The sequence below is a fragment of the Sphingobium sp. TomTYG72 genome, assembly GCF_055394715.1.
Genome location: NZ_AP027337.1, coordinates 115,937 through 141,759, shown reverse-complemented (window position 1 = coordinate 141,759; position 25,823 = coordinate 115,937). Strand labels below are relative to the sequence as shown.

Sequence of the window (25,823 nt, the reverse complement as noted above, 5' to 3'; positions counted from 1 at the left end):
TGGTGCAAATTGAGTATGGGGCCTATCCATGCGATGCGCCCGCTGCGCATTCCTCGAAACTGAAAGGATAGGGCCGTGGGCGAAACGGGAGTTGGCAAGGTTGCGATCGTCACAGGCGGTACGCGCGGCATCGGCGCGGCGATCGTCCGGCGTTTGTTGGCGGAGGGCTATGCGGTAGCGACCTGCGGCCGAACTGCTCCGGATGAACCGATCGGGGTCGATGGAAAGACGGCGGAATTCGCATCCTGCGACATTCGCGATCCTGCGGCGGTGTCCGACTGGATTGCCCAGCTTGTCGCGCGCCATGGCCGCATCGACCTTGTCGTCAACAATGCGGGCGGATCGCCGCAGGCCGACGCTGCAACGGCCAGCCCGCGCTTTTCCGAACGCATCCTGCAATTGAACCTGCTCGCCCCGCTGCATGTCGCGCAGGCGGCCTATCCGCATCTGAAGGCCGTGGGCGGATCGATCGTCAACATCGCCAGCGTCTCTGGCGCGCGCCCTTCACCCGACACCGCGATCTATGGCGCGGCGAAGGCGGGCCTGCTCAGCCTCACCACCAGCCTGGCGCAGGAATGGGGGCCGGATGTGCGGGTCAACGCCATCATCGTCGGCCTGATCGAGACCGAGACGGCCGAAATGACCTACGGCACGCAGGCGGCGCAGGATCGGATCGCGTCATCGATTCCGCTGAAGCGCATGGGCCGGGGCAGCGACATTGCCGAAGCTGTGGTGTTCCTGGGTTCGTCAGCCGCCGCCTATGTCAGCGGCGCGCGCCTTGAAGTCCACGGCGGCGGCGAACGGCCGCTGTTCCTGGAAATCGTCAAGGAAGAGGCCGCGAAGGCCTGATAAAGAAGGGCCGGGCGAGCCTGAACCTGCCCGGCCTTTGCTTCAGATACCCAGCAGCGCGCGCTGCTGCTCGCCCAGTTCCGGATTGCTCTGTTCCTGGAAGAAGGCAATGCGGCCAGCGACCGCCTGCTCGGTCATTTCCGGCTGGCTCGAAATCCAGAATTTGCGCGCGGCAAGGCCTTCGACAAACACGCGGCAGCCTTCGTCCAGGTCCATGCCGTAATTGGTCATCAAATGGGCCATGGTGGCACGGTGCCCCGCAGCGCTCTCCGGCTCGCCAACGCCTGCATCGGCGTCGAAGATGCTGGTCTTCAGCATGCCCGGAATGATCGAGCAGACGTTGATCGGTGCCTTGGCGACCTGCATCTCCAGATAGAGGCACTCGCTGAACGACTGGATGGCGTGCTTGCTCATGATATAGGCCGCCTGCGTCGGCATCTGGCCGAAGGAGCCGACGGACGCCAGGTTCGCGATCCATGCTTCCTGACCCACGCGCAGCATGTGCGGAACGAATGCGCGGACACCATGCACGACGCCATGGATGTTGACGTTCAGCGTCGTTTCCCAACGCGCCGTCGGGATTTCCCAGACATTGCCGATGGTTTCGATACCCGCATTGTTGATCAGCAGGCGAACCGCGCCATGCCGATCGAACACGTCCTGCGCCAGCGCGTCGAGCGCTTCGGGCTTGGACACATCGAGCTGGATCGCCTCCGCCTTACCTCCCGCCGCGATGATCTCGGCGGCAACCTTGTCGGCGCGGCCCTTGTCGATGTCGGTGACGACGACAGTCATACCGATCTGGCCGCAGCGGCGGGCAAAGCCCATGCCGATGCCAGCGCCAGCGCCGGTGATGACGGCGACGCCGCCCGAAAAGACCTTTTCTTCTTCAGTCATGTTCATGCTTCTCCGAAAACCAGTAAGCTATTAGATAGAGCTCAATCCCGCAGGCGCTGCAGGCAGATAATGGTGATAATAGCCAGCCGTCCAGCCGCCATCGACCGCAAGTTCAGCGCCGCAGATGTAGCTGGCCTCGTCCGAACAGAGGAATAGGGTGGCGGCGGCGATTTCCTCAGGCTCGCCCATCCGCTGCAACGGCACGCGCTCATAGCCGTAATTCTTCGCATCGCCTTCCAGCGCATTGGGGTTGCCCATGGCCGTGTTGACGCCGCCGGGGTGAACCGAATTGACGCGCACGCCCTGATGGCTGAACTCCATCGCCGCGCTCTTGGTAAAGCCGCGAACCGCCCATTTGGAACTGCTGTAAAGCGATACCGCGTTCACGCCGCGAAGGCCGTCCACTGACGATATGTTGACGATGGCCCCGCGCCCGGCAGCGCACATCTTCGCCCCGACATGCTTCAGGCCCAGCATCGTACCCTTGACGTTGATGCCCAGAACGCGGTCGATCTCTGCGACGGTCAGGTCGATGATCGGCCCGAAAGCCACGACCGCCGCATTATTGACGAGCGCGTCGATCCGGCCATGGCGCGCGATGACCGCATCGACCAGCGCAGTCCAGCTGCCTTCGTCCGATACATCGAGGCGCTGGAACATAGCGGCATCGCCAATATCGGCGGCCAACGCCTGGCCTTCGGCTTCCAGCACGTCGGCGATGACTACCTTAGCGCCCTCGCGCGCGAACAGGCGGATCGTCGCTTCGCCCATGCCACGCGCACCGCCGGTGACGATGGCGACCTTATCTTGCAACCTGCCAGTCATGATTCCTGCTCTTCCTTGTTGATCAAACTTACTGAATAAAGGCCTTGAACGCGTCCCAAGGCACGTCCGAGGTGTAGAGGGCGGCTTCGTCCATCGAACCAGCCGGGATATGGAAACCGTTCGTGTCCATCACTGTGTCGAATTGTGCAAGCGCCGTTTCGGGGGTCCAGTCCTTGTCGGTCGCCCGATAGCCGCGAGTGACGCCCGCGAACACCCTTGTATAACTGCCCCCGCCAGCCGTGAACATCTCGCCATTACACGGCGCGCTGTCATGGGCCAGCATCGCCACGACGGGGGCCACCGCCCGCGCGGGGAAGTCACGTTCCATCAGGCCGTGAATTTCCGGTCCCATTAGTTGCGTCATCCGGCTGCCCGCTATCGGCATGATGGCGTTGATCTTGACGTCCTTGCCCTGCGCTTGCGTCGCGGCGGCGAGGCCGCGCGTCATGGCCCAAACCGCGCCCTTGGCGGCGGGATAGGGCACCGCACTGCCCATGCCGAACCATGATCCGGACGAGATGTTGACGATCCGCCCGAAATTGCGTTCCAGCATGCCGTCCCATACCGCGCGGCACAGGTAAAAGGTGCCGCTGGCCGACACGGCCATGTCGTTATCCCATTGCTCGTCGGTCACCGTCGACAATATACCCGACGCACTGACGATGCCCGCATTGTTGACCAATATGTCGACGCGGCCCCATCGCGTCAGCGCGTCCTGCACGATCGCCTCCGCACCCGCCGATGTTGCGACACTGTCGCCATTGGCCTCTGCGATCCCGCCAGCTTCGCGGATTTCGCGGGCAGCGGCGTCGGCATAGCCCTGATCGCTGCCCTCGCCCTGAAAATTGCCGCCAAGGTCGTTGACCAGCACCTTGGCCCCGCGCGCCGCGAGCAGGGCGGCATAGGCCTTGCCCAATCCACCTCCCGCACCCGTGACGATCGCCACCTTATCGTCGAAACGCAGTTCAGACATCGGCCTCTCCTTCATCTTCCCGATCGCAACAGCGTCAGGCTTTCAAGATCATGTCGGCGGCCTTTTCGGCCACCATCATGGTCGGGACATTGGTGTTGCCGCCGGGCACGCGGGGCATGACCGATGCATCGACCACGCGTAGCCCTGCCACTCCGTGGACACGCAGTTGGGGATCGACGACCGCCATCGGATCATGTCCCATGCGGCAGGTGCCCACGGCGTGAATGTCGGAAGTGGCGGTCTCGCGCAGATAGGCGTCCAGTTCATCATCCGAATGGATACCTGCCCCCGGCGCCAGTTCCTCGCCCCGGAAAGGATCGAAGGGCGCCTGCGCGAAAATGTTGCGCACCGCGCGGATGGCGGCGCGGCCCATCGCCATGTCGTTGGCGGTCGACAGGATGTTGGGATCGATCGACAGCGGCGCGGATGCATCCGATCCCGTCAGCTTGATCTCGCCCACGCTTTCCGGGTTCAGCAGGTCGATATGCGCGAAATAGCCATGATCCATGATCAGCTTGCGCCCCATCGCTTCGTAAAGGGCCATCGCGAAATGCACCTTCACGTCGGGATATTCCGCGCCCGGCATGGTCTTCAAATAAGCGCCGATCTCCGCCGGAGGACTCGCCAGCGGCCCCTTCCGGAACAGCAGGAAGTTGGCGACCGCCTTCGCGGCGACCAGCGGGTGGAAAACGTTGAAGAGCGACACCGGCTGCGTGCAATATTGCTTCACGCTGACCGCGACATGATCCCGGTAATTCTGACCGACGCCGGGCAAGTGATGCACCACCGGCGCGCCAACCTGACGCAGATGGTCCGCGTCACCAATGCCGGACAGCATCAGGATCCAGGGCGAATGGATGGCGCCTGCCGACAGAATAACCTCGCGCGTCGCCTTCGCCTGTTCAAGCTGTCCCGCGCGCCGCCAGCTGACGCCGGTTGCGCGTCCGTCCTCCACGATCACCCGCTCCACATTGGCGCCGGTGATGACACGCAAATTCGGCCGCTTGAGCGCAGGCGTCAGATAAGCGCGCGCCGCGCTCCATCGCCGCCCGGCCGACGCGGTGACATCGGCGGGCACCACGCCCTCGCGCTGCGATCCGCTGGGATCGTCATTATAGGGCACGCCCGCCGCCACCGCAGCATCGCGGAACGCCTTGGCCAGCGGATTGTGGATGCCCGGTCGCGAGACCAGCACCGGCCCGCCCCGGCCATGATAGCCTTCCTCGCCGCCGGGCTGGAAATCCTCCAGCTTCTTGAAATAGGGGAGCACATCTTCATAGCTCCACCCTTCATTCCCTAACTGCCGCCAGCCATCATAGTCCGCCGCCGCGCCCCGGTCATAGACCATGCCGTTGATGGAGGAGGAGCCGCCCAGCACCTTGCCGCGCGGCGTATACATCTGCCGTCCGCCAGCGTTCGCTTGCGGCACGCTGACATGCATCCACTGGAACATGCCACGATACATGATCGGCAGCAGCCCGCCCGGCGCATGGATGAAAATGCTTTTATCCTTGCCGCCTGCCTCAAGCAGCAGCACGCGGTTGCGCGGATTTTCCGACAGGCGCCCGGCCAATGCGCATCCCGCAGACCCGCCGCCCGCGATGATGAAGTCGTAACTATCGGCCATTATCTCTCCCGCGCGTCATGCTGACGTCTGTCGTGCTGTGCGATGCCGACGCCGCAGGGACTCGGCCGAATATGCCGGTGCAAGCGGGGTCGCATATGATGTCTTGCGTGCTGAATTGGTCAATATGATACGCAGGTCAAGCCGGATTTGCCCGGCTACCTGCCATTGACCCGCGAACGACCGCTGCTATTGTCTACGCAAACAAACGCGCCATTCAGCGGAAGCTGCAGCATTCGCGTCGCTAAAATGCGGTGCCACGCTTGCCGGTTTGCACATATCAAGGAGAAGAGGATGTCCACCGAAACCCTGACCGCTGATCGCTTCGATCCGTTCAAACTCTATGATCCCGAGACGCTGGTCGCATCCGACCCCATCGAAATCGATGCGCCCGCGATGGTGGTGTGGAAAATCCTGACCGACATGCCGCGTTATGGCGAATGGAACCCGTTCTGCGTGTGGGCGGAATCCACGCTGGAGATGGGCGCGCCGGTTTACATGCGGCTCGTCAATTACGCCAATCCCGGCTCGCTGGCGCCTAATTGCGAATATGTCTGCGCGTTCGAACCGGGCCGCCTCCTGTCCTGGGAGCTGAAGCATAGTGAAGCCTGGCCCTATCCCGCCCGCCGTGACCAGATCATCGAAGAACTCGGCCCCGAAAAGTGCCGCTATCAATCGACCGACGCCTTCACCGGCCCGAACGGCATCCATGTCATGCGTTTCTGCGGCCCGTGGGTCACGCGTGCCTTCAACGACTCGGCCAAGGCGCTCAAGGCACGCGCCGAAGCGATGCACCGCGGCGAAATAAGCTGATCGCCGCTGCCAAGGGGTGAGGATAACATTACGCCAGATCGCGGTATTCGAAGCCGTCGCCCGCACCGGCAGCGTGGCGGGCGCGGCTGACGAAATCGGCCTCAGCCCCTCGGCCGCGAGCATGTCGCTCAAGGACCTCGAAACCCATCTCGGCGTCCAGCTGTTCGCCCGCTCGGGCCGCCGCATGATGCTGACCGACCGGGGACGGCCGATGCTGGAAATGGCGCGCGGCATATTGGTTCAGGTCGCGGACCTCGAATCCCTGTCCCTGCCCGAAGAAGTGCGCGGCCGGCTGCGCATCGGCGCGGCGGTTCCCGTCGGCGATTATGTGCTGCCCGGCCTTTGCGCCGCCTTCATGCGCCTGCACCCCGGCGTCCGCGTCGAAATGCGCATCATGCCGTCTCATGAAGTGATGGAGGGCGTGCGCAACATGGCGCTGGACGTCGGCTTCGTCGGCGCGCCGGTCAACAGCAGCTATCTGGAGGCCGAACCCTGGCTGCGCGACCGGCTGGTCGTGTGCGCCGCGCCAGACCACCCCCTCGCCGGGCGCCCGGCGGTGCCGCTGGCCGAATTGGCGGGCGAGCCTTGGGCGCTCGAAAAGACCTTATCCAGCGAACGCATCTCCTTCACCGTCGAAACGCTCAAATCCATGAACTCGCTCAACATCGTCTTCGAAGGCGAAAGCGTCGAAGCGATCAAGCGGATCGTCCGCGACGGCGCCGTGCTCGCCTGCCTGTCCAGCCTGACCGTCGCCGATGAACTGACGCGCGGCGAGCTGGTCGAACTGGCCGTGCCCGAATTGCATTTCACCCGCATCGTCAGCCTCGTGAGCCGCCGCGATACCCAGCAGCCTCAAGCCTGCCGCGCCTTCCACCAATTCGCTCGCCAATGGGGCGAACAATCGGGCGAATCAGGAAAATAACTCTCCCAACCGCCAATCCATCAGTTTTTCTGATGTCATGCGTCGGAAATACGAATTGGTAGCATCGCCTCCAAAGGCCTAAATCAGGTCTCACACGCCCGGTAGGTGTGTTCAAGGAGAGTGTTGTGAAAGCCATGATCTGCAGCGCGTTCGCGCCGGTCGAAGAGTTGCGACATGGCGATTTCCCCGAGCCTCAAGCAGGGGCGGGGGAAGTGGTGATCGACGTCGCAGCCGCCGGGGTGAATTATCCCGACGTGCTGATCGTGCAGGGCAAATATCAGACAAAGCCACCCCTGCCGTTCGTCCCCGGCAGTGAAGCAGCGGGGCGCATAGCCGCCGTTGGACCTGACGTTACAGGCTTCACTGTCGGGGACCGCGTCATCGCCTTCACCGGCAGCGGAGCCTTCGCCGAGCAGGTGCGCGTCCCCGCGACGCAGGTCTGGTCGGTGCCCGACGGCGTCGATCTGGAAGTCGCGGCGGGTATCTCCATCACCTATGGCACATCCTATCATGCGCTGAAGGACCGGGCGCAATTGAAGCCCGGCGAAACGCTGCTGGTGCTGGGGGCGGGCGGTGGCGTTGGCCTGACCGCCGTGGAACTTGGCAAACATATGGGCGCACGCGTCATCGCCGCCGCCTCCAGCCCCGAAAAGCTGGCACTGGCGAAGGCGCAGGGCGCGGACGAACTCATCGACTATGCGCAAGAGGATTTGCGCGAACGCATCAAGCAGCTAACCGACGGAAAAGGCGTCGATGTCGTCTATGACCCCGTCGGCGGCCCCATGAACCTGACCGCGGTGAAAAGCCTCGCCTGGGGCGGCCGCCTGCTGATCATCGGTTTTGCCGGTGGCGAAATCCCCTCCATCCCCGCCAATCTGCTGCTCTTGAAAAGCGCGTCGGCCGTCGGCGTCCTCTGGGGCAACAGCGTCCGCGCTGACCCGGTCGCGCAGGGCGAAAACATGCGCCAACTGCTCACCTGGCTGGCGGACGGCTCACTCAAGCCCGTCATCGACACTCGCTTCGCCCTGTCCGATGCAGTGGCGGCGCTCCAGCATCTCGAAAAACGCAAAGTGAAGGGCAAGGTGCTCCTGACCCTGAAGCCCGCATCCTGAACAGGAAATCCCTCATGTCGCAAACAGTCAGCTTCCACACCCACGGCGCGATCGCCGAAGCGGTGATCGACAATCCCCCGGTCAACGCCACCTCCGCCAGCGTGCGGCAGGGCCTTGCCGAAGCCATCCGCAAACTGGAGTCCGATCCTGCCCTCCACGCGCTCGTCATCCGCTGCGAAGGCAAGACGTTCATCGCGGGCGCGGACATCAAGGAATTTGGCAAGCCGATGGCCAATCCGGGCCTGCCGCTGGTCATGGAAATGATGGACCATTCGACCAAGCCGATCATCGCCGCCGTCCATGGTACGGTGCTGGGCGGCGGCCTCGAAGTCGCGCTCGCCTGCCATTACCGCATCGCCGCGCCGGGCACCAAATTCGGCTTTCCCGAAGTGAAGCTCGGCCTCATGCCCGGCGGCGGCGGCACGCAGCGGACGCCGCGCCTCGCTGGCCTTGCCACCGCAATCAAGCTGGTGACCGAAGGCAATCAGATCGGCACGGATGACGCGCTGAAGTCCAACCTCATCGATGCCGTAGCGACAGGCGGCGACCTCACAGCCGAAGCCCGCAGCTTCGCGGAAAAGCTGGTCGCGGAAGGGAAGGGCGCGCGCAGCTCCTCCACGCTCCCCATGCCCGCCGATGATCCGGCCCTGTTCGAAGAAGCCCGCAAAACCGTCGCCAAGAGGATGCGTGGCCAAACCGCACCCCTGCGCGCGCTCGAAGCCATGCGCCTAGGCTATGAACTGCCCTTCGACGAGGCGGTCAAACAGGAACTCGCCATCTTCCGCGAATGCATGAACGGGTCGCAGTCCAAGGCGCTGCGCCACCTCTTCGCCGCCGAACGCGAAGTCGCCCGCATCCCCGGCCTTTCGCCCGACACCCTGACCCGTAACATCGAGCGGGTGGGCGTCATCGGCCTTGGCGTCATGGGACGCGGCATCGTCATGGCGGTCGTCAGCGTCGGCATCCCCGTCATCGCCGTCGGCCTTGATCAACCAAACATCGACGCCGCGATGAGAGCCATCACCAAAATGTGGTCCTCCTCCGTCGCCAAGGGCAGCATGTCGCAGGAGACGATGGACAAGCGCCTCGCCCTCATCACCACCAGCGACGATCCCCGCGACCTGTCGCCCACGCAATTGGTGATCGAGGCGGTGACAGAAGACCTGGAAACCAAAAAGGCCGTGTTCGCGAAATTGGGTGAGGTGACGCCCGCCGGGACGATCCTTGCCTCCAACACCAGCTTCCTCAACATCGACACGCTGGCCGAAGCATCGGGGCGGCCCGAAGATGTCTGCGGCATGCACTTCTTCAACCCCGCCAATGTCATGCGCCTGCTAGAAAATGTCCGCGCCGCAAAGACGGACCCCGAAGTCGTCGCGACGATCATGGCGCTCGGCAAACGCATCGGAAAATTGCCGGTCCTGTCGGGCGTATGCGATGGTTTCATCGTCAACCGCATGCTCTCCAAGCGCTCACGCGAAGGCTTCTTCCTGGTGGAGGAGGGCGCCAAGCCCGCCGCCATCGACAAGGTGCTGCTGTCCTACGGCTTCCCCATGGGTCCGTTCGCGCTGGGCGACCTTGCGGGGCTGGACGTTCAGGCCGCCGCCCGCAAGGCCCGCGCCGCCACCGCGACGGAGCGGGAACTGCGCGCCGACTTCCCCGAACAGATGGTCGCCGCCGGACGGCTGGGGCAAAAGACCGGCTCTGGCTGGTACAGCTATGATGAGAACCGCAAGGCCAGCGCCAACCCGCTGACCGAAGAGATGATCGCCGCCCATGCTGAGCGCCACGGCCTCAAACTCTGCGACATCGGCGAGGATGAAATCCGCGAACGCCTGCTCTACGCCATGGTCAATGAAGGCGCGAAGCTGCTGAGCGAAGGCATCGTGCCGCGCCCGCACGAGATCGACGTCGCGCTGGTGAACGGCCTCGGCTGGCCGAGCTACACCGGCGGTCCCATGCACTGGGCGGATCAAATCGGCCTCGACAAGCTGCTGGCGACGATCGAAAAGTTCCGCGCCGAACAGGGCGACGCCTATTGGACCCCCGCGCCGCTGCTCGTCCAATATGCGCGCGAGGGCAGGGGTTTCTACGCATGAGCTACGATCCCAACGCGAAAACCGCCGACCTGCTCGCCCGGTTGCGCGCCTTCATGGACGCGCACATCTATCCCAATGAGAAAGCCTATTATGAGGAGGTCGCGACCGGCGACCGCTGGGCGCACGTCACCCTGATCGACAGGCTAAAGCCTTTGGCGAAGGAAGCGGGCCTCTGGAACCTGTTCCTCCCCGAAAGCACGCATGGCGCTGGCCTGACGAACCTCGAATATGCCCCGTTGTGCGAGGAAATGGGCCGCGTCCACTGGTGCCCCGCCGTGTTCAACTGCGCCGCGCCCGACACCGGCAATATGGAGACGTTGGAGCGCTTCGGAACGGACGAGCATAAGGAGCGCTGGCTGAAGCCCATGCTGGCGGGCGAGATGCGCTCCGCCTTCGCCATGACCGAGCCGCAGGTGGCTTCGTCCGACGCGACCAACATCGAAAGCTCGATTGTCCGGGACGGCGATGACTATGTCATCAACGGTCGCAAATGGTGGATTTCCGGCATGGGCGAGGCGGACTGCGCGCTCATGATCTTCATGGGCAAGACCGATCCGTCCGCGCCCAAGCACAAGCAGCAGTCAATGATCCTGGTCCCGCGCGACACGCCCGGCATCACCGTGCTGCGCCCGATGACCGTGCTCGGCTATGACGACGCGCCGCACGGCCACATGGAAATCCTGTTCGAAAATGTCCGCGTGCCCGCTTCCAACATGCTGCTCGGCGAAGGACGCGGCTTCGAGATCGCGCAGGCGCGCCTCGGCCCCGGCCGCATCCATCATTGCATGCGCATGATCGGCATGGCCGAACGCGCGCTGGAAGCCATGTGCCGCCGGGTGAAGTCGCGCGTCGCCTTCGGCAAGCCGCTCGCCGAACAGGGCGTCATCATCGAACGCATCGCCAACAGCCGCATCATGATCGATCAGGCGCGCCTCCTCACCCTGCACGCCGCGCACCGCATGGACACGGTCGGCAATAAGGTGGCGAAGGCCGACATAGCGATGATCAAGGTCGCCGCCCCCAACATGGCCTGCCAGGTCATCGACTGGGCGATGCAGGCGCATGGCGCGGCAGGCATCAGCCAGGACTTCTTCCTCGCAAACTATTATGCCCACGCCCGCAAGATCCGCTTCGCCGACGGCCCGGACGAGGTGCACCGCCACCAGCTCGGCCGCCTCGAACTCGCCAAATATGACTGACGTCCGCACGCTCGACACCAGCCGCCTCGGCCCATGGCTGCATGCTCATGTGCCGGGCGCGGACGGCGAGATCAGCGCGGAAAAATTCGCAGGCGGCCAGTCCAACCCCACCTACCTTCTATCGGTGGACGGCACCCCACGCTTCGTCCTGCGCCGCAAGCCCGACGGCGTGCTCCTCCCCTCCGCCCACGCGATCGAGCGCGAATATCGCGTCACCGACGCGCTAAAGGACAGCGCCGTCCCAGTCGCCCGCCCGCTCGCCCTGTGCGAAGACGCGGGCATAGTCAGCACCCCCTTCTTCATCATGACCTATGCGCAGGGCCGCAACTTCTGGGACGCGCGCCTGCCGGACCTGACGCCCGCAGACCGCGCCGCCATCTATGACGAGATGAACCGCGTCCTCGCCGCCCTCCACGCCATTGACCCCGCGCAGGTCGGCCTCACCGACTATGGCAAGCCCGGCAATTATTTCGCCCGCCAGGTCGCCCGCTGGACCAAGCAATATCGTGCCACCCAAACCCAGCAGCTCGACGCGATGGAGCAGCTCATCGACTGGCTCCCCGCCAACGACCCCGGCCTCGAAGCCAGCCGCATCGTCCACGGCGACTATCGCAACGACAATATGATCTTCGCCCCCACAGAACCCCGCATCATCGCCGTCCTGGACTGGGAACTCTCCACCCTCGGCCATCCTCTCGCCGACCTCGCCCAGCATCTCATGGCCTGGCGCGTGCCCAAGCAAGGCTATCGCGGCCTGTCCGACGCAGACCTCCCTGCACTCGGCATCCCATCCGAAGCCGACTATCTCCAACGCTACGCCGAACGCAGCGGCGCAGGCCCGATCGACCCAGCCCATTGGCGCTACGCCCTCGCCTTCGCCATGTTCCGCAACGCCGCCATCCGGCAGGGCGTCTATCACCGCGCCATCAGCGGCAACGCATCCAACGAAGCCGCCGCCGTCCACGGCGCCCGTGCCGGAGAAATAGCAAGCCTCGCATGGCGCATCGCCCGCGGGGAAGAGGATGCCCATCTATGACAGAAAAACGGATCGACGTAGGCGGCTATCACCTCCGCGCTATGGAACAGGGGGAGGGGCCTCTCGTCCTCATGATCCACGGCTTCCCCGGCCTAGTCTGGTCATGGCGGCACCAAATGGAACCGCTCGCGGAGGCAGGCTTCCGCGCCGTCGCCATCGACAGCCTCGGCTATGGCGGCAGCGATCGCCCCACTGACCCCGCCGCCTACGACGCTGACCACATGCAGGCCTATCTCATCGCCCTGCTCGACCATTACGAAGCGGACAAGGCCGTGATCGTCGGCCAGGATTTCGGCGCACAATATGCCTGGAACCTCGCCGTCCGAGCGCCCGATCGGGTGGCCGGCCTCATCGCCACCATCCCCTACGACTATGACATGGCCGGACGCGCCATGCTCGGCAGCGCTCCACGTCTTCCAGCCGACGCGCCCGCCAAGCCAGAATCATCCTCCCCTGACCGCCTCCCCAGCGAACGCTTCGCGGCCATGGCCGCCAAGCATTTTGTCCACTTCCACTATTTCATGGAAGCAGGCCCCGCCGAACGCGAACTGGCCGACCGAGCCCCCGAATTCCTCGCCCGCCTCTTCTACGCCCTCTCATCAAAAGGCGATCTCTGGAGCTGGAAAACGGTCTCCTCCGTCGGCAGCGGCTATCTCGACGTCCTGCCACCCGCGCCGCCGCTCCCCTGGCCCTGGCTCACCCAGGCAGAGTTCGACCGCTTCGTCAGCGAATATATCGATGCCGACCCGATGTTGCGCTTCATCGGCGGCCTCAACAGCTACCGCACCGCCGACGTAAATTGGCGTATCGGCCAAAAATGGGCCGACCATGATGTCGAAACGCCAACCCTGTTCCTCTACGGCGAAAAGGACCCATCCTTCGGCTTCTTCACCGATTGGGAAGAGCGGTTACGCAAGCGCGTGCCGGGCCTGCGCGACATCATCGCGGTCCCGGAGGCAGGCCATTTCGTCCAACAGGAACAGCCCGCCGCCTTCAACAAGGCCCTTCTGGACTTCGCCCGCACGGTGACGCAATGACCACCCGCTGTCCCATCGCCGGTCATCTAGGCCTAAGCTCTCCCGACCGGCCGATGCTGGCGCACCTCGCCCGCTCCGTGAGCCCACTGGATCAGATCGACGCGCTTGCTGACCATGGCTTTCGCGGCGTCCAGGACCTGTTCCTGATGCTGCGGCCCGAGGCTGAGCAAGTCGCGATGGCCGACCGGATGGCGAGCCGCGGCCTTGTCCTCTCCAGCTTCAGCGACCTCAAATATTGGAACCAGCCAGTCTGGAGCGCCGAGGATGAAACAGGCCTCGACCATCTGCGCAGCAGCGTAGAGCTGAGCATCGAGATCGCCACCCGCTTCAACGGCGGCAGCGTCGTCTGCGTGGCGGGCCTCGACAATCAGCGCCCCCGTAAGGCGCAACTCGACGCCATGACGGAAAATCTGAAGCGCCATGCCGAACAGGCCGCGCGCAGCGGATTGACGCTGCTCATCGAACCCATAGCGCCCAGCCGCATCCCCGGCCTCCTGCTCGACAAACTCGAGGACGCGGTGGAGATGGTCCACTCCGTCGCCATGCCCTCGGTCCGCCTGCTGTTCGACACCGGCCATGTCGCGATGATGGGCCATGACGTGCCCTCATCCTTTGCCTCCTGCGCCAAGGAGACCGGCCTTATCCAGTTCGCCGACGTTCCCGATCGCGTCGACCCCGGCCTCGGGAAACTGGATTGGCCCGCAATCCTGCAAGCCATTGACGGCTATGACGGCATGATCGAACTTGAGTTCGAACCGGCCGACCCGACCGCGACCGGTGAAACCCAGATGCTCGACCGCTTGAAAGTGCTCGACCTCTTCTAACCCGCAGCCCAAAGCCAGCACCAATGTCCTGATCTGCTCCTTATGACGCATTTTGCCCCTTCCCGGCAATAGGCCCTCGATCACCGCTTTGGTAAAAGGCGGCAACGAAAGATCAGGAGAGTCTGCCTCGATGAGAGTGGTTGCCAATCATGCCGTGTGCCAGGGGCACGCCCGATGCGAAGACCTATGCCCGGAGGTATTTTCTACCGACGCCGTGGAGGGCAAGGTCGTCATAGAACAGCCTGAATTCCCACCGGAACTTGAGGAAAAAGTCCGGATCGCCGTGCGCAATTGCCCCGAAGGCGCGCTGCGTATCGCAAAGGGATCGGCTGCATGACCGTGACCTTCTACCCCGCCGCGCCTGATCATGTGCCGGATGATCTGATCCACGACTTCGACTTCTTCGACATGCCAGCGGACATCTCCGATCCGGTGCAGATATGGCACGGCCTTATCCAAAAAGGTGTGCCACCCATCTTCTACACGCCGCGCAATGGCGGTCATTGGGTATTCCTGCGCTACGCCGATATTGCCGAAGCCTATCGCAATCACGAGATTTTCTCGACGCACAAGGCGCAGATTCCCCCGCTGGAACCCTATCCAATTCTTCAGCCCAACGGCGTCGATCCGCCACAGCATGACGTGTTCCGCAAATTGCTGGCCCCGATGTTCACGCCGCTTGCCGTCCGCCGGATGACGGACGGACTGCATAGCCGCGCCGAAAGGCTCATCACTGGTTTCGCCGGGAACGGCGGGTGCGATTTCGTCAAGGATTATTCGGCAAAATTTCCGACCGGCACCTTCCTTGAGCTGTTCGGGTTGCCGGAAGAGCGCCTGCCCGAATTCCTGCGCATCTCCGACACTTTCTTCCGCAGCACCGACCCGGATATTCGCGCCGCGAACCTGCTCGAAATCTATGACATGCTGGAGGAACTATTCCGCGAGAAAGAGCGCAATCCGGGCACGGATATCGCCTCTACAGTCGTGCAGTCGCGTGACGCGGACGGTAATCCCTTCCCCTGGGAAGACATCATCAACTGCGGCTTCCTGCTCTTCGTCGCGGGGCTCGACACAGTCACCAACACCATGACCTATGTCTGGCGCTACCTCGCGACTTCACCGGACGCCCGGCAGAAGTTTCGCGACAGGCTGGACGACCCGTCCGCCTTCCTCCTCGCGATCGAGGAACTCATGCGGATCAACGCGGTCTCCAACATCTATCGCCGCGTCACCCATGATTGCGAGTATAAGGGCGTGCAGTTCCGTCGCAACGACCGCGTCGTCCTGCCTAACACAGTGGCCAATCGCGACCCGCGCACGTTCAGCGATCCGCAGACGATCGACCTCGATCGCAAGGTCAATAACCATGTCACCTTCGGCCTAGGACCGCATCGCTGCATCGGGTCGCACCTCGCCAAGCGGGAAATCATGATCTCGCTACAGGAATGGCTGCGGCAAATTCCCGAATTTGAACTGGACCCGGATCAGAATGCGGATTCTGTGTTCGGTGGTCCGGTGATGGGCTTCACCTCGCTCAAATTGCGCTGGTGACGACAAGGCGCGGGGGGCATCGCATAAGCCCTCCGCGCCCCTCACTCCATCAAAGCCGACGACCGCTGCCGATATTCGCGCGGCGACAATCCCGTTGCACGGCGAAAGGCGCGCGCAAAGCTGTTGCCGTGGGAAAATCCGGCTTGCTCGGCCACCTGCTTCATCGGCACGTCGCCACGCGCCAGCAGCAGCTTCGACTGCTCGATGCGGTAGGTTTCGATATAGTCTGAAATCGTCTTGCCGGTCAGCGCCAGGAACTGCCGGTGCAGATGCCGTGTGCTGATCCCGCACAAGGCGGCAAGTTCGGCAACGCCGGGCATGGGCGCGCCTGCCTCTATCCGTTCGCGAATACGGCGGAACTGCCAGGGAGCGAGACGGCTTGCCGTCGCCGCACCCGCCGCCTGATGGAACACGCGGCCCAATTCTATCCGCACGAGCTGGAATAACGCTTCCATGGCCTCGTCCGAACGATCCACCGGATTGATGAGCTCCCGATGAGCAAGCCGCATCAGGCTACGCAGCGCGTCGTTACGGATATTCAGCAGCCCTTGCAGGAAAGGCAGCGAAGGCGCACCCGCCCCGATGATCGCCGCGCCATGCCGCTCATCGAACACGCATCGTACCACGCGAATTTGCCTGCCTTCCGATCGGCCGCCGATGGCGATGCCCGGATGACGGACGAACAATGCCCCCATGAAGCAGCGGCGATCGGGATCAATGTCGGGGAAATAGGCCGATGCATCGGCTGCCATCGGGGGGAGGGACATTTCCAGCATCAACTGCTGCTGCGTCTGCTCAAAACTCACCATGTCCGGCCAGTGCCATTCCACCAACTCGAACCGCCCGCCCGACACCGGGCAGGATTCGATGACTGTGGCGGTGAAGTCGATTTCGCTCATTGATCTTGGTCCTTAGAACGTCTCTTTCCCGGTTTGAACCATCCGTTCAAGACCACTTTTCCTCCGTTCGCCCTGAGCTTGTCGAAGGGCTCTACTTCTTCATAGGCTTCACGTCAGAGGGGAAGTGAAGGGCTTCGACTAGCTCAGCCCGAACGGGGGTAGGGGTATCTTACCCCTACCGCATCAACGCCCGCCAAGCCCCAGGCGGCCGCCCCGTCTCGCGCCTGAACGCAGCGCAAAAAGACGGCGCCCCCGCATAGCCCAACGCCCGCGCAACCTCCTCAATCGATCCCTTATCCTCCGTCAGCATCGCCTTAGCCCGATCGATCCTCCGCCGCCGGATCGCCGCACCCGGACTGATCCCCGTCGTCTGGTGAAAGCAGCGGATAAAATGATCCCTGCTGATCCCACACCGCTCCGCCATCGCATCGATCGACGGGGCAGGGCCGGGCGCATCAATCATCGCCAGCGCCACCCGCAGCGCCCGCGCGGATAGCCCGCCCCGCCGCCGCCCCGCGCGCTCCGTCGCCTGCGCAAGGAACCGCCGCAAATCGAGCAGGATCAGCGACACCAGCGCCTCCCCAATATCCGCGCTGTCACGTCCGGGATGCTCAACCTCCGCCGCCAGCCGCAGCATCGCCTCTTCGATCGACGGCGCATGCATGTCGAAACAGGCGCTCAGCGTCGCATCATCAAAACTGATCGCCGCCAGCGCCGGGGCAATCCGCTGGTCATCGAAGCGGACGCGGATGGTGTCGAACGCGCCTTGCGCGACATGAAACTCCATCGGCACGCCAGCCGGACGCAGTGCCAGCGCCCCCATGCGCGCGAACGGGCGGCGCGGGTCGCCTGCCTTTCGTCCCTCCGACCCGGTCAGCAGTCGCGATAGGCCCAGCATCAGGACCGACTGCGGTTCGATCATCTGGACCGTTTCTTCGCGCACTTCGGGAAAAGCGCATATCTCCACCACGGCGCCATCGACCCTCAGCGACCCGCGCACGAGATCGGCGCGCTGCCGCGCCTGCCGGATCGAAATGGCATCCATGCCCCGCGCTTATCATATAGCGATGAAAATTACGAGATCATGCGACAATCATGCGCATCGGCTTCGACGATCCTTGAGCCAGCCCTTCGGCGCCGGATAGCAATAGGCCAAGGAGAGTGCCCGCATGAATCGTCCGACCGGACCCATTGCGCCCGCAACGGACGCCATCGCTCAGGAAGAAACGCGCTGGCGGCAGGAAACGCGTGGTCCCGCCATCGAAGGGCGCCCGGAACGCCGCGATCCCTTCGTGACGCAGGCGCTTAAATGGCCGATCAAGCCGCTCTATACACCCGCCGACCTCGATGCGGTCGGCTTCGACTATATGGCGGACCTCGGCTTCCCCGGCGAATATCCCTATACCCGCTCGACCCGCCCCAACGGCCATCGCTCCGATTTCTGGACGATGACCCAGGTCACCGGCTTCGGCAAGGGCGAGGATTGGGCAAAGCGCGCCCGCTACATGCTGGATCAGGGCCTCTCCGGCCTCATCCTGGAATATGACCTCGCCACCACCAATGGCTATGACAGCGACGATCCCATCGTGGAGGGCGAAGTCGGCCGCGCAGGCATGGCGCTCGACAGTCTGGAGGATCTGGAGAAAGCCTTCGACCTCCCCTTCGACAAGCTCAAATATCTAATGAGCGTCTGCAACGCGCCGCAGCCGGTCAACCTCGCGATGATCATCGCCGCGCTGGAGAAAAAGGGCGTCGACCCGCAGGACTTCGTCCTTCACATCGTGAACGGCATCCTGATCGAATATACCTGCGTCGGCCGCTACATATACCCGCCTGAACATGGATTGAGGATCGCCACCGACTGCATCGAATATATCATCCGCAACCATCCCAATTGGGCGCCGATCTCGATCATCTCCGCCCAGCTTCAGCCTGCCAAAGCAAACCCGGTGCAGGAGATCGCCTACTCGCTCGCCATCGCCTGCGCCCATATCGATGCGGTGCTGGAACGCGGGCTCGATATCGACACGGTCGCGCCCTACATCAATCATTTCGTCGTCAATGTGGACATGGATTTCTTCGAGGGCGTCTGCAAACTGCGCGCCTTCCGCAAATGCTGGGCGCGGCTGATGAAGGAGCGTTACGGCGCGACGAAGCCCGAAGCGCTCAAGATCCGCATGATGACTTCCCCCACCACCATCGCGCTGACGCTCCAGCAGCCGCTCAACAACATCGCCCGCCTCGGTATCATGGCGACGGCCTGCGCGCTCGGCGGGGCAGGGGAGGCGATGACGACCCCCCTCTACGACGAGGCCCACGCCCTGCCAGCCGAAAACGCCATCCGCGTCGGCGCTGCCATCCAGCATATCGTTGCCCATGAAACCGGCGTTGCCGAGACGATCGACCCCCTCGCAGGCTCCTATTATGTCGAGACCCTGACCAAGCAGATGGAGGACGCCGCCTTCGCCGAAATGGACAAAATCTTCGCCATGGGCGGGGCGCTGAAAGCCATCGAGACCGGCTATATCCAGCGCGCGCTCGGCCGCGAACAATATGAGCGCAACAAGGACGTGGAAGAGGGCCGCCGCAAATGGGTCGGCGTCAACCATCTCACCCGCGAGGATGAGGAGCGCGAGATTGAAATCTTCCGCCTCGATGACGCGATGGAGGAGGAGCAAATCCGCAAGGTCCGCGACCTGCGCGCCCGCCGCGACCAGCCCGCCGTCGATGCCGCGCTGGAAGAAGTCCGCGCAGCCGCCCGCACCGGCGCGAACATGGTCCCGCCCTGTCTGGAGGCTGTAAAACTCTACGCCACACACGGCGAAATCTGCAACGCAATGCGCGACGTCTTCGGCGTCCACAGCGCCGACAGCCAGCTGATGGGGATTTGACGGACATGACCACATTCAAACGCCCCCTGCGCGTCCTGCTCGCCAAACTCGGCATGGACACCCACACCGTCGGCGTCACCGTCATCGGCCATGCCCTGCGCGAAGCGGGGATGGAGGTCATCTTCACCGGCCTCAAGCAGACTCCCGAAATGGTCTGCGCCGCCGCGGTGCAGGAGGATGTGGACGTCGTCGGCATCTCCACCCTGTCCGCCGGCCACACCCGCAGCCTGCCCAAGCTCGCCCGCCTGCTCCGCGAAGCAGGCGCGGCCGACAAACTACTCGTAGCAGGCGGCGTCATCCCCGAAGAGGACAAGCCGATCCTCGAACAAGCAGGCGTCGATCGCATCTTCACCATGGGTGCGGACACGCGCGACATCGTCGCTTATCTCGAAAGCTGGTGGGCGCAGCGTCTGGCGGAGGACGCCGCCTGATGAGGCAAGACCCGGCGGACGTTGCCGACCGCCTTCTCGCCGGAGAAGTCGCGGCGGGCGCCCGCGCCATCCGCTGGCTGGACGACCGCGACCCGCGCGGCGCGCAAGTACTGGCGGCCATCTACCCGCACACCGGCCGCGCGCAACTGGTGGGCGTCACCGGCCCGCCCGGCGCTGGCAAATCCACCCTCACCGACGCGCTTGTCACCGAATGGCGCAAGCGCGGCCAGCGCGTCGCCGTCATCGCCGTCGATCCGTCCAGCCCCTTCACCGGCGGCGCGATCCTGGGCGACCGCGTCCGCATGAGCCGCCACGCACTCGACCCCGGCGTCTTCATCCGCTCGCTCGGCACGCGGGGCCAAGCGGGCGGCCTGTCCCGCTCCACCCACGATGCCTGCCTCGTCTTCGACGCCATGGGCTATGACATCGTCCTCGTCGAAACCGTCGGCGTGGGCCAAGACGAAATCGACGTCGTCAACCTTGCCCACACCACGCTCATCGTCGCCGTGCCGGGACTAGGCGATGAAATTCAGGCAGTAAAAGCTGGCCTCATGGAAGCAGGCGACATCTTCGTCGTGAACAAGGCCGACCGCGACGGCTATGACGCCACCCACCGCCAGATGGAATTGATGCTCCACCTGCGCGCCCAAACCGTCCCTGACCAGCGCTGGCAAGTGCCACTACTCCGCGCCGTCGCGGCAAAGGGGGACGGCGCGGACGCCATAGCCGACGCCATCGCTGCCCATCGCGACTTCCTGCAAGAACAAGGAGATTTCACCGCTCGCAGCCGCCTGCGCGCAAGGGAGCAGCTCTTCTCGCTAGTCCGTGACGCGCTCGCATCCCGCGCGATGGCGCTATGCGGCGACGCCATCCTCGATCGGGTCGAAATGCGGCAGCTTGATCCCTACGCCGCCGCAGAACAAATTGTCGCAGCCCTTCCCGATAAGAGTGCCCCCGCATGACCAAGTCCATCTGCGCTCTGGCCCACAAGCCGGGCACCACTCGCGAAGATTTCCAACATTACTATGAAGACCATCACGCCCCACTGGCGATCAGTCATTTCCCCTTCTCTGCCTACGCCCGCAACCACGTCACCGGGGCGCAGGAGTTCCACTGGGACACGATCAGCGAATTCTGGGCCGACGATATAGAGGCAGCGGCGGCCCTCATGGCCGGGCCGGTCGGAAAGATCATGGCGGCTGATGAGGAACGCTTCATGAACCGGCCCCTCATCGCCTCGGCGGGGGTCGAAGAAGTCATCTTTTCCCCCGGAGACCCCGCCGGAACCGACGGCCGCCGAACCGCTTTTCTCGTTCAGCATGCCGCCGAAGGCGTCGATCTACCCTCAACGGTGATGGAGTGGGCGAAGGGATTCGCCCATGACATGCCCGGCGTCTCGGTCGACCTTACGACCAACTGGACCGCCCAAGCCTTTCCAGCAAAGGCCGTCCTGTGGCTACCGGGATGGCAAGCCCAGGCGGCCATTCCGTACGGTCTTTCCACCCAAACCCTACTGATCCGCCATGTCAAAACTCCGGCTGCCCAATTGCTGGGCGCCCATTCCGCCCCTCGTTAGGCGCTAAGATTGCCGGTGTGCAAATGTGCAACAGCGTAGATATAAACGTCAGATGTTACGCAGATTGACGCAATCATCCTTGATGTAAGCGATAATTGCGACTAACGGAGCTACATCGGACATGTTTATCCATGTTCGGGATCAACAGGCGCTTTTTCCCGTGTGGCGCGTGCAGATAACGATAAAGAGCCGGGACTGTTGACCAAGAGCAGCATGTGTTGGGAGGATGTATGAAATCCATATTGCTTGCGGGCGTTACCGCAATTCTAGTGCCTTTTTCGGTTTCGGCGAACGCTCAGGAACAAAGCGCCGCTCAGGAGCCATCGACCACTCTCGGTGACATCGTCGTGACTGCGCGCCGCTCCGCGGAAACGCTGCAGGACGTCCCTGTCGCCGTCACCGCACTCAGCGGCGACTTCATCGAACGGCAGAATATCTCTGATCCGACCGATGTGCCGAACTTCGCGCCGAACATCACGATCGAACAGCAGCCGTCCAGCCTTTCGGCCGCGACCATCTACATTCGCGGCATCGGCAACAACGAACCTTCGGCCGTGTCCGAACAGGGCGTGGGCGTCTATCTCGACGGCGTCTACCTCGCCCGTGCGGCGGGTGCCGTGTTCGACCTTATCGATCTGGAGCGCATCGAAGTGCTGCGCGGTCCCCAGGGTACGCTGTTCGGCCGCAACACCATCGGCGGCGCGCTCCAACTGATCACGAAAAAGCCCGCCAACGACATGCATGTCACCGCGAAGGCTGGCTACGGCCGCTTCAACGAATGGTATGCCCGCGCGCGGCTCGATACCGGCTATATTCTGGGCGACGTTCTGAAGGCGTCGATCGCCTATCAGCATCGCCAGGGCGACGGCTATGTGAACAACACGTTGACCCCGGCCTCGCAGGACCCCGGCTCGCTCAATGCGGACTCGGTCGCGATCGGTTTGCAGGCAGACCTTGGCGATCTCACGGTCAATTATAATTTCGACTATGACAATCGTAAGGGCACGCCCGCTTTCTTCCAGATCGTGGCGGCCACGCCGACCGCGCAGGATTATTATTCGCAGTCGCCCAGTTTCGGCGGCGCGCCTTTCCTCGTCAGCCCGGATCGTCAGGGCACCGTTCAGCAGGCGGGTTTCACCGACCGCAACGGCAATTTCCGCTATGGCAGCAAGACCCGCGTTCAGGGCCACGGCCTGACGCTCAGCTATGAAGCAATCCCCGAACTGACGCTCAAGTCGATCACCGGCTACCGGAAGTTCTTCCAGGACACGATCCTCAACCTGTCGGGTAACGGCGTGCTGCGCGGTCCAGTTGTCGATTTCAACTCGGCGACCCTTACTTCGATTCAGGATGTTGTTCCCTACACCGGAAACAATGCACCGCAGAAGCAGTGGCAGTTCAGCCAGGAATTCCAGGCTCTCGGCAAGGTCGGTGACCTCAGCTACCTGCTTGGCATGTATTATTTCTACGAAAAATCGTCGGAATATAACCAGCAGGCATTGACGATTTTGGCGCCGGTAGCTGCGCTTGATTTCTATGGCTTCCCCGCCGGCACCGCAGCAGCCGTGGCGGCAGCCAACCCAGGCCTGGCTACCGTTGGCATCAACGCCAACCCCGTTCAGGCATTCGGCGGCACGTCACAGTCGATGGCCCTGTTCGGCCAGGTCAGCTGGAAGCCGCCCTCGCTCGACGACAAGCTGGAAGTCACTTTGGGCGGCCGTCACACCGCCGATGACAAGACCATCTATCTGGCCGGTGACGTCTTCCCCGTGCAGCGTGGCCGCCGCAGCTTCGACAATTTCTCCTGGCTGGGGTCGGTCAGCTATGAGGTGATGGACGATGTCATGGTCTATGGCCGCGTATCGACCGGCTATCGCTCGGGCGGCATCAACCCGCGCGGCGGCAGCATCAACGGCTTCGATCCTGAAAAGGCGACGTCTTATGAGGCTGGCTTCAAGTCGCAATGGTTCGACAATCGCCTGCGCCTGAACGTCGCTGGCTACATCACCGACTATAACGATCTTCAGGTCCAGCAGTTCGCCGCAGGCAGCGGCGGCGCCACCTCGCTGATCGTCAACGCGGGCAAGGTGCGCCTGTCGGGCTTCGAAGCGGAACTGACGGCGGCCCCCTTCCGTGGCTTCCAGATCGACGGTTCGGTCGGTTATGTGAAACATGACTATAAGACCTTCCTCTTCCGCGATCCGGGCACCAACACGGTGGTCGATGTCGCTGACGAGGCACGGCCGCTCTACACGCCAAAGTGGAACGTCCATGTCGGCGCTGAATATTCGCATCCGATCGGCGGCGGTGACACGCTCGTCCGTCTGCGTGGCGACTATTCCTATCGCACGAAGATCTACTTCAACGCGCTCGACAACACGGCTCCGTTCAACGAACAGATCGTTTCGCCCAGCCAGACCAACGTAAAGGCGCGTCTGTCTGTCGAAGGCTTCGATCTTGGCGGTGGTAAGCTCGACGTGGGCATCTGGGGCGACAATCTGCTGAACCAGAAGCGTCTGGTCTACGGCATCGACTTCGGTGCTCTGGGCTTCGCAGGCGCGACGTTCAACAAGCCGACTTCCTACGGCGTGGACGCCAAGATCGCCTTCTGACCTCAAAATCCTCCCTGCGCGAAGCGTGGGGAGGGGGACCAGCCGCAGGCTGGTGGAGGGGAAAATGGCACAACCTGTGAAATTTCCCCTCCACCCTTCGCTTCGCGAACGGTCCCCCTCCCCATCTCACGATGGGGAGGATCAATTTCCGCATTTCCACCCTTTAACGAAGAACTGCCTTGCACTGCTCAGCCCGAACCGGGTCAGGCGAACAAGGAAAAGACGCCCCCTAAATGGCCTCAGCGCCCGCTCATCCCCTGCCACCCAAGGCCCAAAGCCTTCTGAACATTGATAAAACTCACGGTCAGTCCTGCCGCCGCCTGCACCCTCGCCTGCGAAGCCGCCAAAACCAGACGCCGTTGCTTTAAATAGTCTATTCCTGAAATCGTCCCCGCCTGACTGCGCTGCCGCGCCAGCTCTGCTCCCATTGCCGCCTGTCGTTCGGCCCGCGCCAGATCGGTCAGGCTTTCGCGTTGCCGCTGAAACCGCGCCAGCGAACCCTCGGCATCCTGCAACGCGTTCAGCACCGCCGCGCGGTAATCCGCTGCCGCCTCATCCCGCTGCGCCTCCGCCGCATCGATCCGCGCGCGCGCTTTCCCGAAATCCAGGAAAGACCAGCTGATCCGGGGAACCGCCGCCACCGTGAACTTGTCCAGATCGACCAGATCCTCCGGCGACGATCCGCCCAGCCCGATCAGCCCCAGGAAGCTGATATGCGGAAAGCGCGCCGCATCCGCCACGCCGATCCGTGCGGTCTGGGCGGCCAGCTTGCGTTCCGCCGCGCGTATATCGGGGCGGCGCTGCAACAGGGCGGCCGGATCACTCACCGCGACCTCGGCAGGGGGCAGCGGCAGAGCAGCCGTCCGGTCGAGCAAGCCGTCCAGCGTCCCCGGCACCGCGCCGGTCAGCACCGCCAGCTTGTCCTTCAACGCGTCAATCTCGGCCCGCATCGGTGCCAACTGCGCGCGCGCCCGATCCCTGTCGGACTCCTGTTGCAGCAGTTCGCCTCGCGCAATCGTCCCGCGTTCAAAACGTTGGCTGGTGAGCGCGACCTCTTCATCCTGCAACGCCAAAGCCTCGACACCCAAGGACAGGCGCTGCTGCCGATCGCGCAGCTCGACATAGCTTTGCGCAACCTCCGCAGACAGGCTGACGCGGGCGTCGTCCAGCCCTGCCTCGCTCGCCGCGACATCGGCGCGCGTTGCCTCGATAGCCCGGCGGCCGCCGCCGAAAAGGTCCAGTTCCCAACTCGCATCGAAACCGACATTGTACAGGTCGAGCGTGGTGGCGCTCCCATCCTCCGACTGTCCGGGCAAGCGCGCCTTTGCATAGATGACGGAGCCGTTGATTGTCGGCAGCTCTTCCGCCCTTTTCTGGCGGAGAGCCGCACGCGCCTGCCGAATGCGCGCGGCTGCGGCGTCCAGGCGGGGGTTCCCGGCCAGCGCCCGGTCCATCAACTGGTTCAGCACCGGATCGCCAAGGCTCGTCCACCATGGCGCGGCTGCTTCCACGGGCGCGGCCCCGGCATCCCCCCGGACAAAATGCGGCGGTGGGGCAGGGGCCACGTCCGCAGGGCCGCGATAATCGGGGCCAGAGGTGCAGGCCGTGGTCAGGAGCAAGGCAAAGGCAAAGGCGGATCGGTTACGCATCGAC

23 protein-coding genes are annotated in these 25,823 nt (G+C 63.5%); 16 read left to right on the top strand and 7 right to left on the bottom strand.

Annotated features, from left to right (window positions below):
- Nucleotides 1–75: 75 nt before the first annotated feature.
- Nucleotides 76–849, top strand: a complete 774-nt coding sequence (locus tag ACZ5U1_RS14100; RefSeq protein WP_464780537.1) for an SDR family oxidoreductase — start codon at nucleotides 76–78, stop codon at nucleotides 847–849.
- Between the two features lie 42 nt (nucleotides 850–891).
- On the opposite strand, the gene ACZ5U1_RS14095 is transcribed toward ACZ5U1_RS14100, so the two are convergent.
- The 4 genes from ACZ5U1_RS14095 to ACZ5U1_RS14080 are packed head-to-tail and all read right to left on the bottom strand — an operon-like array spanning nucleotide 892 to nucleotide 5,171.
- Nucleotides 892–1,746, bottom strand: a complete 855-nt coding sequence (locus ACZ5U1_RS14095) for an SDR family NAD(P)-dependent oxidoreductase (RefSeq protein ID WP_464780536.1) — start codon at nucleotides 1,744–1,746, stop codon at nucleotides 892–894.
- 30 nt (nucleotides 1,747–1,776) lie between these two features.
- Nucleotides 1,777–2,571, bottom strand: coding sequence for a glucose 1-dehydrogenase (locus ACZ5U1_RS14090; RefSeq protein WP_464780535.1), 795 nt, complete (start codon nucleotides 2,569–2,571; stop codon nucleotides 1,777–1,779).
- Between the two features lie 28 nt (nucleotides 2,572–2,599).
- The gene (locus ACZ5U1_RS14085) at nucleotides 2,600–3,544 is read right to left on the bottom strand and encodes an SDR family NAD(P)-dependent oxidoreductase (protein ID WP_464780534.1); all 945 of its coding nucleotides are present in this window, start codon (nucleotides 3,542–3,544) and stop codon (nucleotides 2,600–2,602) included.
- A 34-nt stretch (nucleotides 3,545–3,578) separates the two neighbouring features.
- Nucleotides 3,579–5,171 carry a GMC family oxidoreductase gene (locus ACZ5U1_RS14080; RefSeq protein ID WP_464780533.1) on the bottom strand — a complete coding sequence of 531 codons (1,593 nt, stop codon included), beginning with the start codon at nucleotides 5,169–5,171 and terminating at the stop codon, nucleotides 3,579–3,581.
- A 291-nt stretch (nucleotides 5,172–5,462) separates the two neighbouring features.
- Here ACZ5U1_RS14080 and ACZ5U1_RS14075 point away from each other — a divergent pair, with 291 nt between their 5' ends.
- The 10 genes from ACZ5U1_RS14075 (at nucleotide 5,463) to ACZ5U1_RS14030 (ending at nucleotide 15,761) form a co-directional block, all read left to right on the top strand.
- Nucleotides 5,463–5,981: an SRPBCC domain-containing protein gene (locus ACZ5U1_RS14075; protein WP_464780532.1), complete on the top strand. Its 519-nt coding sequence runs from the start codon at nucleotides 5,463–5,465 to the stop codon at nucleotides 5,979–5,981.
- Nucleotides 5,982–5,997: 16 nt separating this feature from the next.
- Nucleotides 5,998–6,903 carry a LysR substrate-binding domain-containing protein gene (locus ACZ5U1_RS14070; RefSeq protein ID WP_464780531.1) on the top strand — a complete coding sequence of 302 codons (906 nt, stop codon included), beginning with the start codon at nucleotides 5,998–6,000 and terminating at the stop codon, nucleotides 6,901–6,903.
- 125 nt (nucleotides 6,904–7,028) lie between these two features.
- Nucleotides 7,029–8,015: an NADPH:quinone oxidoreductase family protein gene (locus ACZ5U1_RS14065; RefSeq protein WP_464780530.1), complete on the top strand. Its 987-nt coding sequence runs from the start codon at nucleotides 7,029–7,031 to the stop codon at nucleotides 8,013–8,015.
- 14 nt (nucleotides 8,016–8,029) lie between these two features.
- The gene (locus ACZ5U1_RS14060; protein ID WP_464780529.1) at nucleotides 8,030–10,114 is read left to right on the top strand and encodes a 3-hydroxyacyl-CoA dehydrogenase NAD-binding domain-containing protein; all 2,085 of its coding nucleotides are present in this window, start codon (nucleotides 8,030–8,032) and stop codon (nucleotides 10,112–10,114) included.
- Nucleotides 10,111–11,313, top strand: a complete 1,203-nt coding sequence (locus tag ACZ5U1_RS14055; RefSeq protein ID WP_464780528.1) for an acyl-CoA dehydrogenase family protein — start codon at nucleotides 10,111–10,113, stop codon at nucleotides 11,311–11,313. The genes ACZ5U1_RS14060 and ACZ5U1_RS14055 overlap by 4 nt, the downstream gene beginning before the upstream one ends.
- A complete protein-coding gene (locus ACZ5U1_RS14050; RefSeq protein ID WP_464780527.1) occupies nucleotides 11,306–12,349 on the top strand; it encodes a phosphotransferase family protein in 1,044 nt (347 codons plus the stop codon). Before ACZ5U1_RS14055 ends, ACZ5U1_RS14050 begins: the two co-directional genes overlap by 8 nt.
- Nucleotides 12,346–13,386 (top strand): alpha/beta fold hydrolase, encoded by a 1,041-nt coding sequence (locus tag ACZ5U1_RS14045; RefSeq protein ID WP_464780526.1) that lies wholly within the window; start codon nucleotides 12,346–12,348, stop codon nucleotides 13,384–13,386. The genes ACZ5U1_RS14050 and ACZ5U1_RS14045 overlap by 4 nt, the downstream gene beginning before the upstream one ends.
- Complete coding sequence (locus ACZ5U1_RS14040) at nucleotides 13,383–14,210, top strand: TIM barrel protein (RefSeq protein ID WP_464780525.1); 828 nt, start codon at nucleotides 13,383–13,385, stop codon at nucleotides 14,208–14,210. The genes ACZ5U1_RS14045 and ACZ5U1_RS14040 overlap by 4 nt, the downstream gene beginning before the upstream one ends.
- Nucleotides 14,211–14,340: 130 nt before the next feature.
- Nucleotides 14,341–14,547: a ferredoxin gene (locus ACZ5U1_RS14035; protein ID WP_464780524.1), complete on the top strand. Its 207-nt coding sequence runs from the start codon at nucleotides 14,341–14,343 to the stop codon at nucleotides 14,545–14,547.
- Nucleotides 14,544–15,761 (top strand): cytochrome P450, encoded by a 1,218-nt coding sequence (locus ACZ5U1_RS14030; protein ID WP_464780523.1) that lies wholly within the window; start codon nucleotides 14,544–14,546, stop codon nucleotides 15,759–15,761. Before ACZ5U1_RS14035 ends, ACZ5U1_RS14030 begins: the two co-directional genes overlap by 4 nt.
- A gap of 41 nt (nucleotides 15,762–15,802) precedes the next feature.
- Here the strand turns inward: ACZ5U1_RS14030 and ACZ5U1_RS14025 are convergent, their stop codons facing one another.
- Nucleotides 15,803–16,660, bottom strand: a complete 858-nt coding sequence (locus tag ACZ5U1_RS14025; protein ID WP_464780522.1) for a helix-turn-helix transcriptional regulator — start codon at nucleotides 16,658–16,660, stop codon at nucleotides 15,803–15,805.
- Between the two features lie 175 nt (nucleotides 16,661–16,835).
- Nucleotides 16,836–17,705, bottom strand: coding sequence for a helix-turn-helix domain-containing protein (locus tag ACZ5U1_RS14020; RefSeq protein WP_464780521.1), 870 nt, complete (start codon nucleotides 17,703–17,705; stop codon nucleotides 16,836–16,838).
- Between the two features lie 124 nt (nucleotides 17,706–17,829).
- Between ACZ5U1_RS14020 and ACZ5U1_RS14015 the strand changes: the two genes are divergently transcribed.
- The 5 genes from ACZ5U1_RS14015 to ACZ5U1_RS13995 all read left to right on the top strand — a co-directional run bounded on the left by ACZ5U1_RS14015 (nucleotide 17,830) and on the right by ACZ5U1_RS13995 (nucleotide 24,170).
- Complete coding sequence (locus ACZ5U1_RS14015; protein ID WP_464780520.1) at nucleotides 17,830–19,551, top strand: methylmalonyl-CoA mutase family protein; 1,722 nt, start codon at nucleotides 17,830–17,832, stop codon at nucleotides 19,549–19,551.
- Between the two features lie 5 nt (nucleotides 19,552–19,556).
- Nucleotides 19,557–19,982: a cobalamin B12-binding domain-containing protein gene (locus ACZ5U1_RS14010; protein WP_464780519.1), complete on the top strand. Its 426-nt coding sequence runs from the start codon at nucleotides 19,557–19,559 to the stop codon at nucleotides 19,980–19,982.
- On the top strand, nucleotides 19,982–20,944 hold the full coding sequence (gene meaB / locus ACZ5U1_RS14005) for a methylmalonyl Co-A mutase-associated GTPase MeaB (protein WP_464780518.1): 963 nt from the start codon (nucleotides 19,982–19,984) through the stop codon (nucleotides 20,942–20,944). The genes ACZ5U1_RS14010 and meaB overlap by 1 nt, the downstream gene beginning before the upstream one ends.
- Nucleotides 20,941–21,558 carry an EthD domain-containing protein gene (locus tag ACZ5U1_RS14000; RefSeq protein WP_464780517.1) on the top strand — a complete coding sequence of 206 codons (618 nt, stop codon included), beginning with the start codon at nucleotides 20,941–20,943 and terminating at the stop codon, nucleotides 21,556–21,558. The genes meaB and ACZ5U1_RS14000 overlap by 4 nt, the downstream gene beginning before the upstream one ends.
- 230 nt (nucleotides 21,559–21,788) lie before the next feature.
- A complete protein-coding gene (locus ACZ5U1_RS13995) occupies nucleotides 21,789–24,170 on the top strand; it encodes a TonB-dependent receptor (RefSeq protein WP_464780516.1) in 2,382 nt (793 codons plus the stop codon).
- A 239-nt stretch (nucleotides 24,171–24,409) separates the two neighbouring features.
- On the opposite strand, the gene ACZ5U1_RS13990 is transcribed toward ACZ5U1_RS13995, so the two are convergent.
- Nucleotides 24,410–25,819, bottom strand: a complete 1,410-nt coding sequence (locus tag ACZ5U1_RS13990; protein WP_464780515.1) for an efflux transporter outer membrane subunit — start codon at nucleotides 25,817–25,819, stop codon at nucleotides 24,410–24,412.
- Nucleotides 25,820–25,823 lie beyond the last annotated feature (4 nt).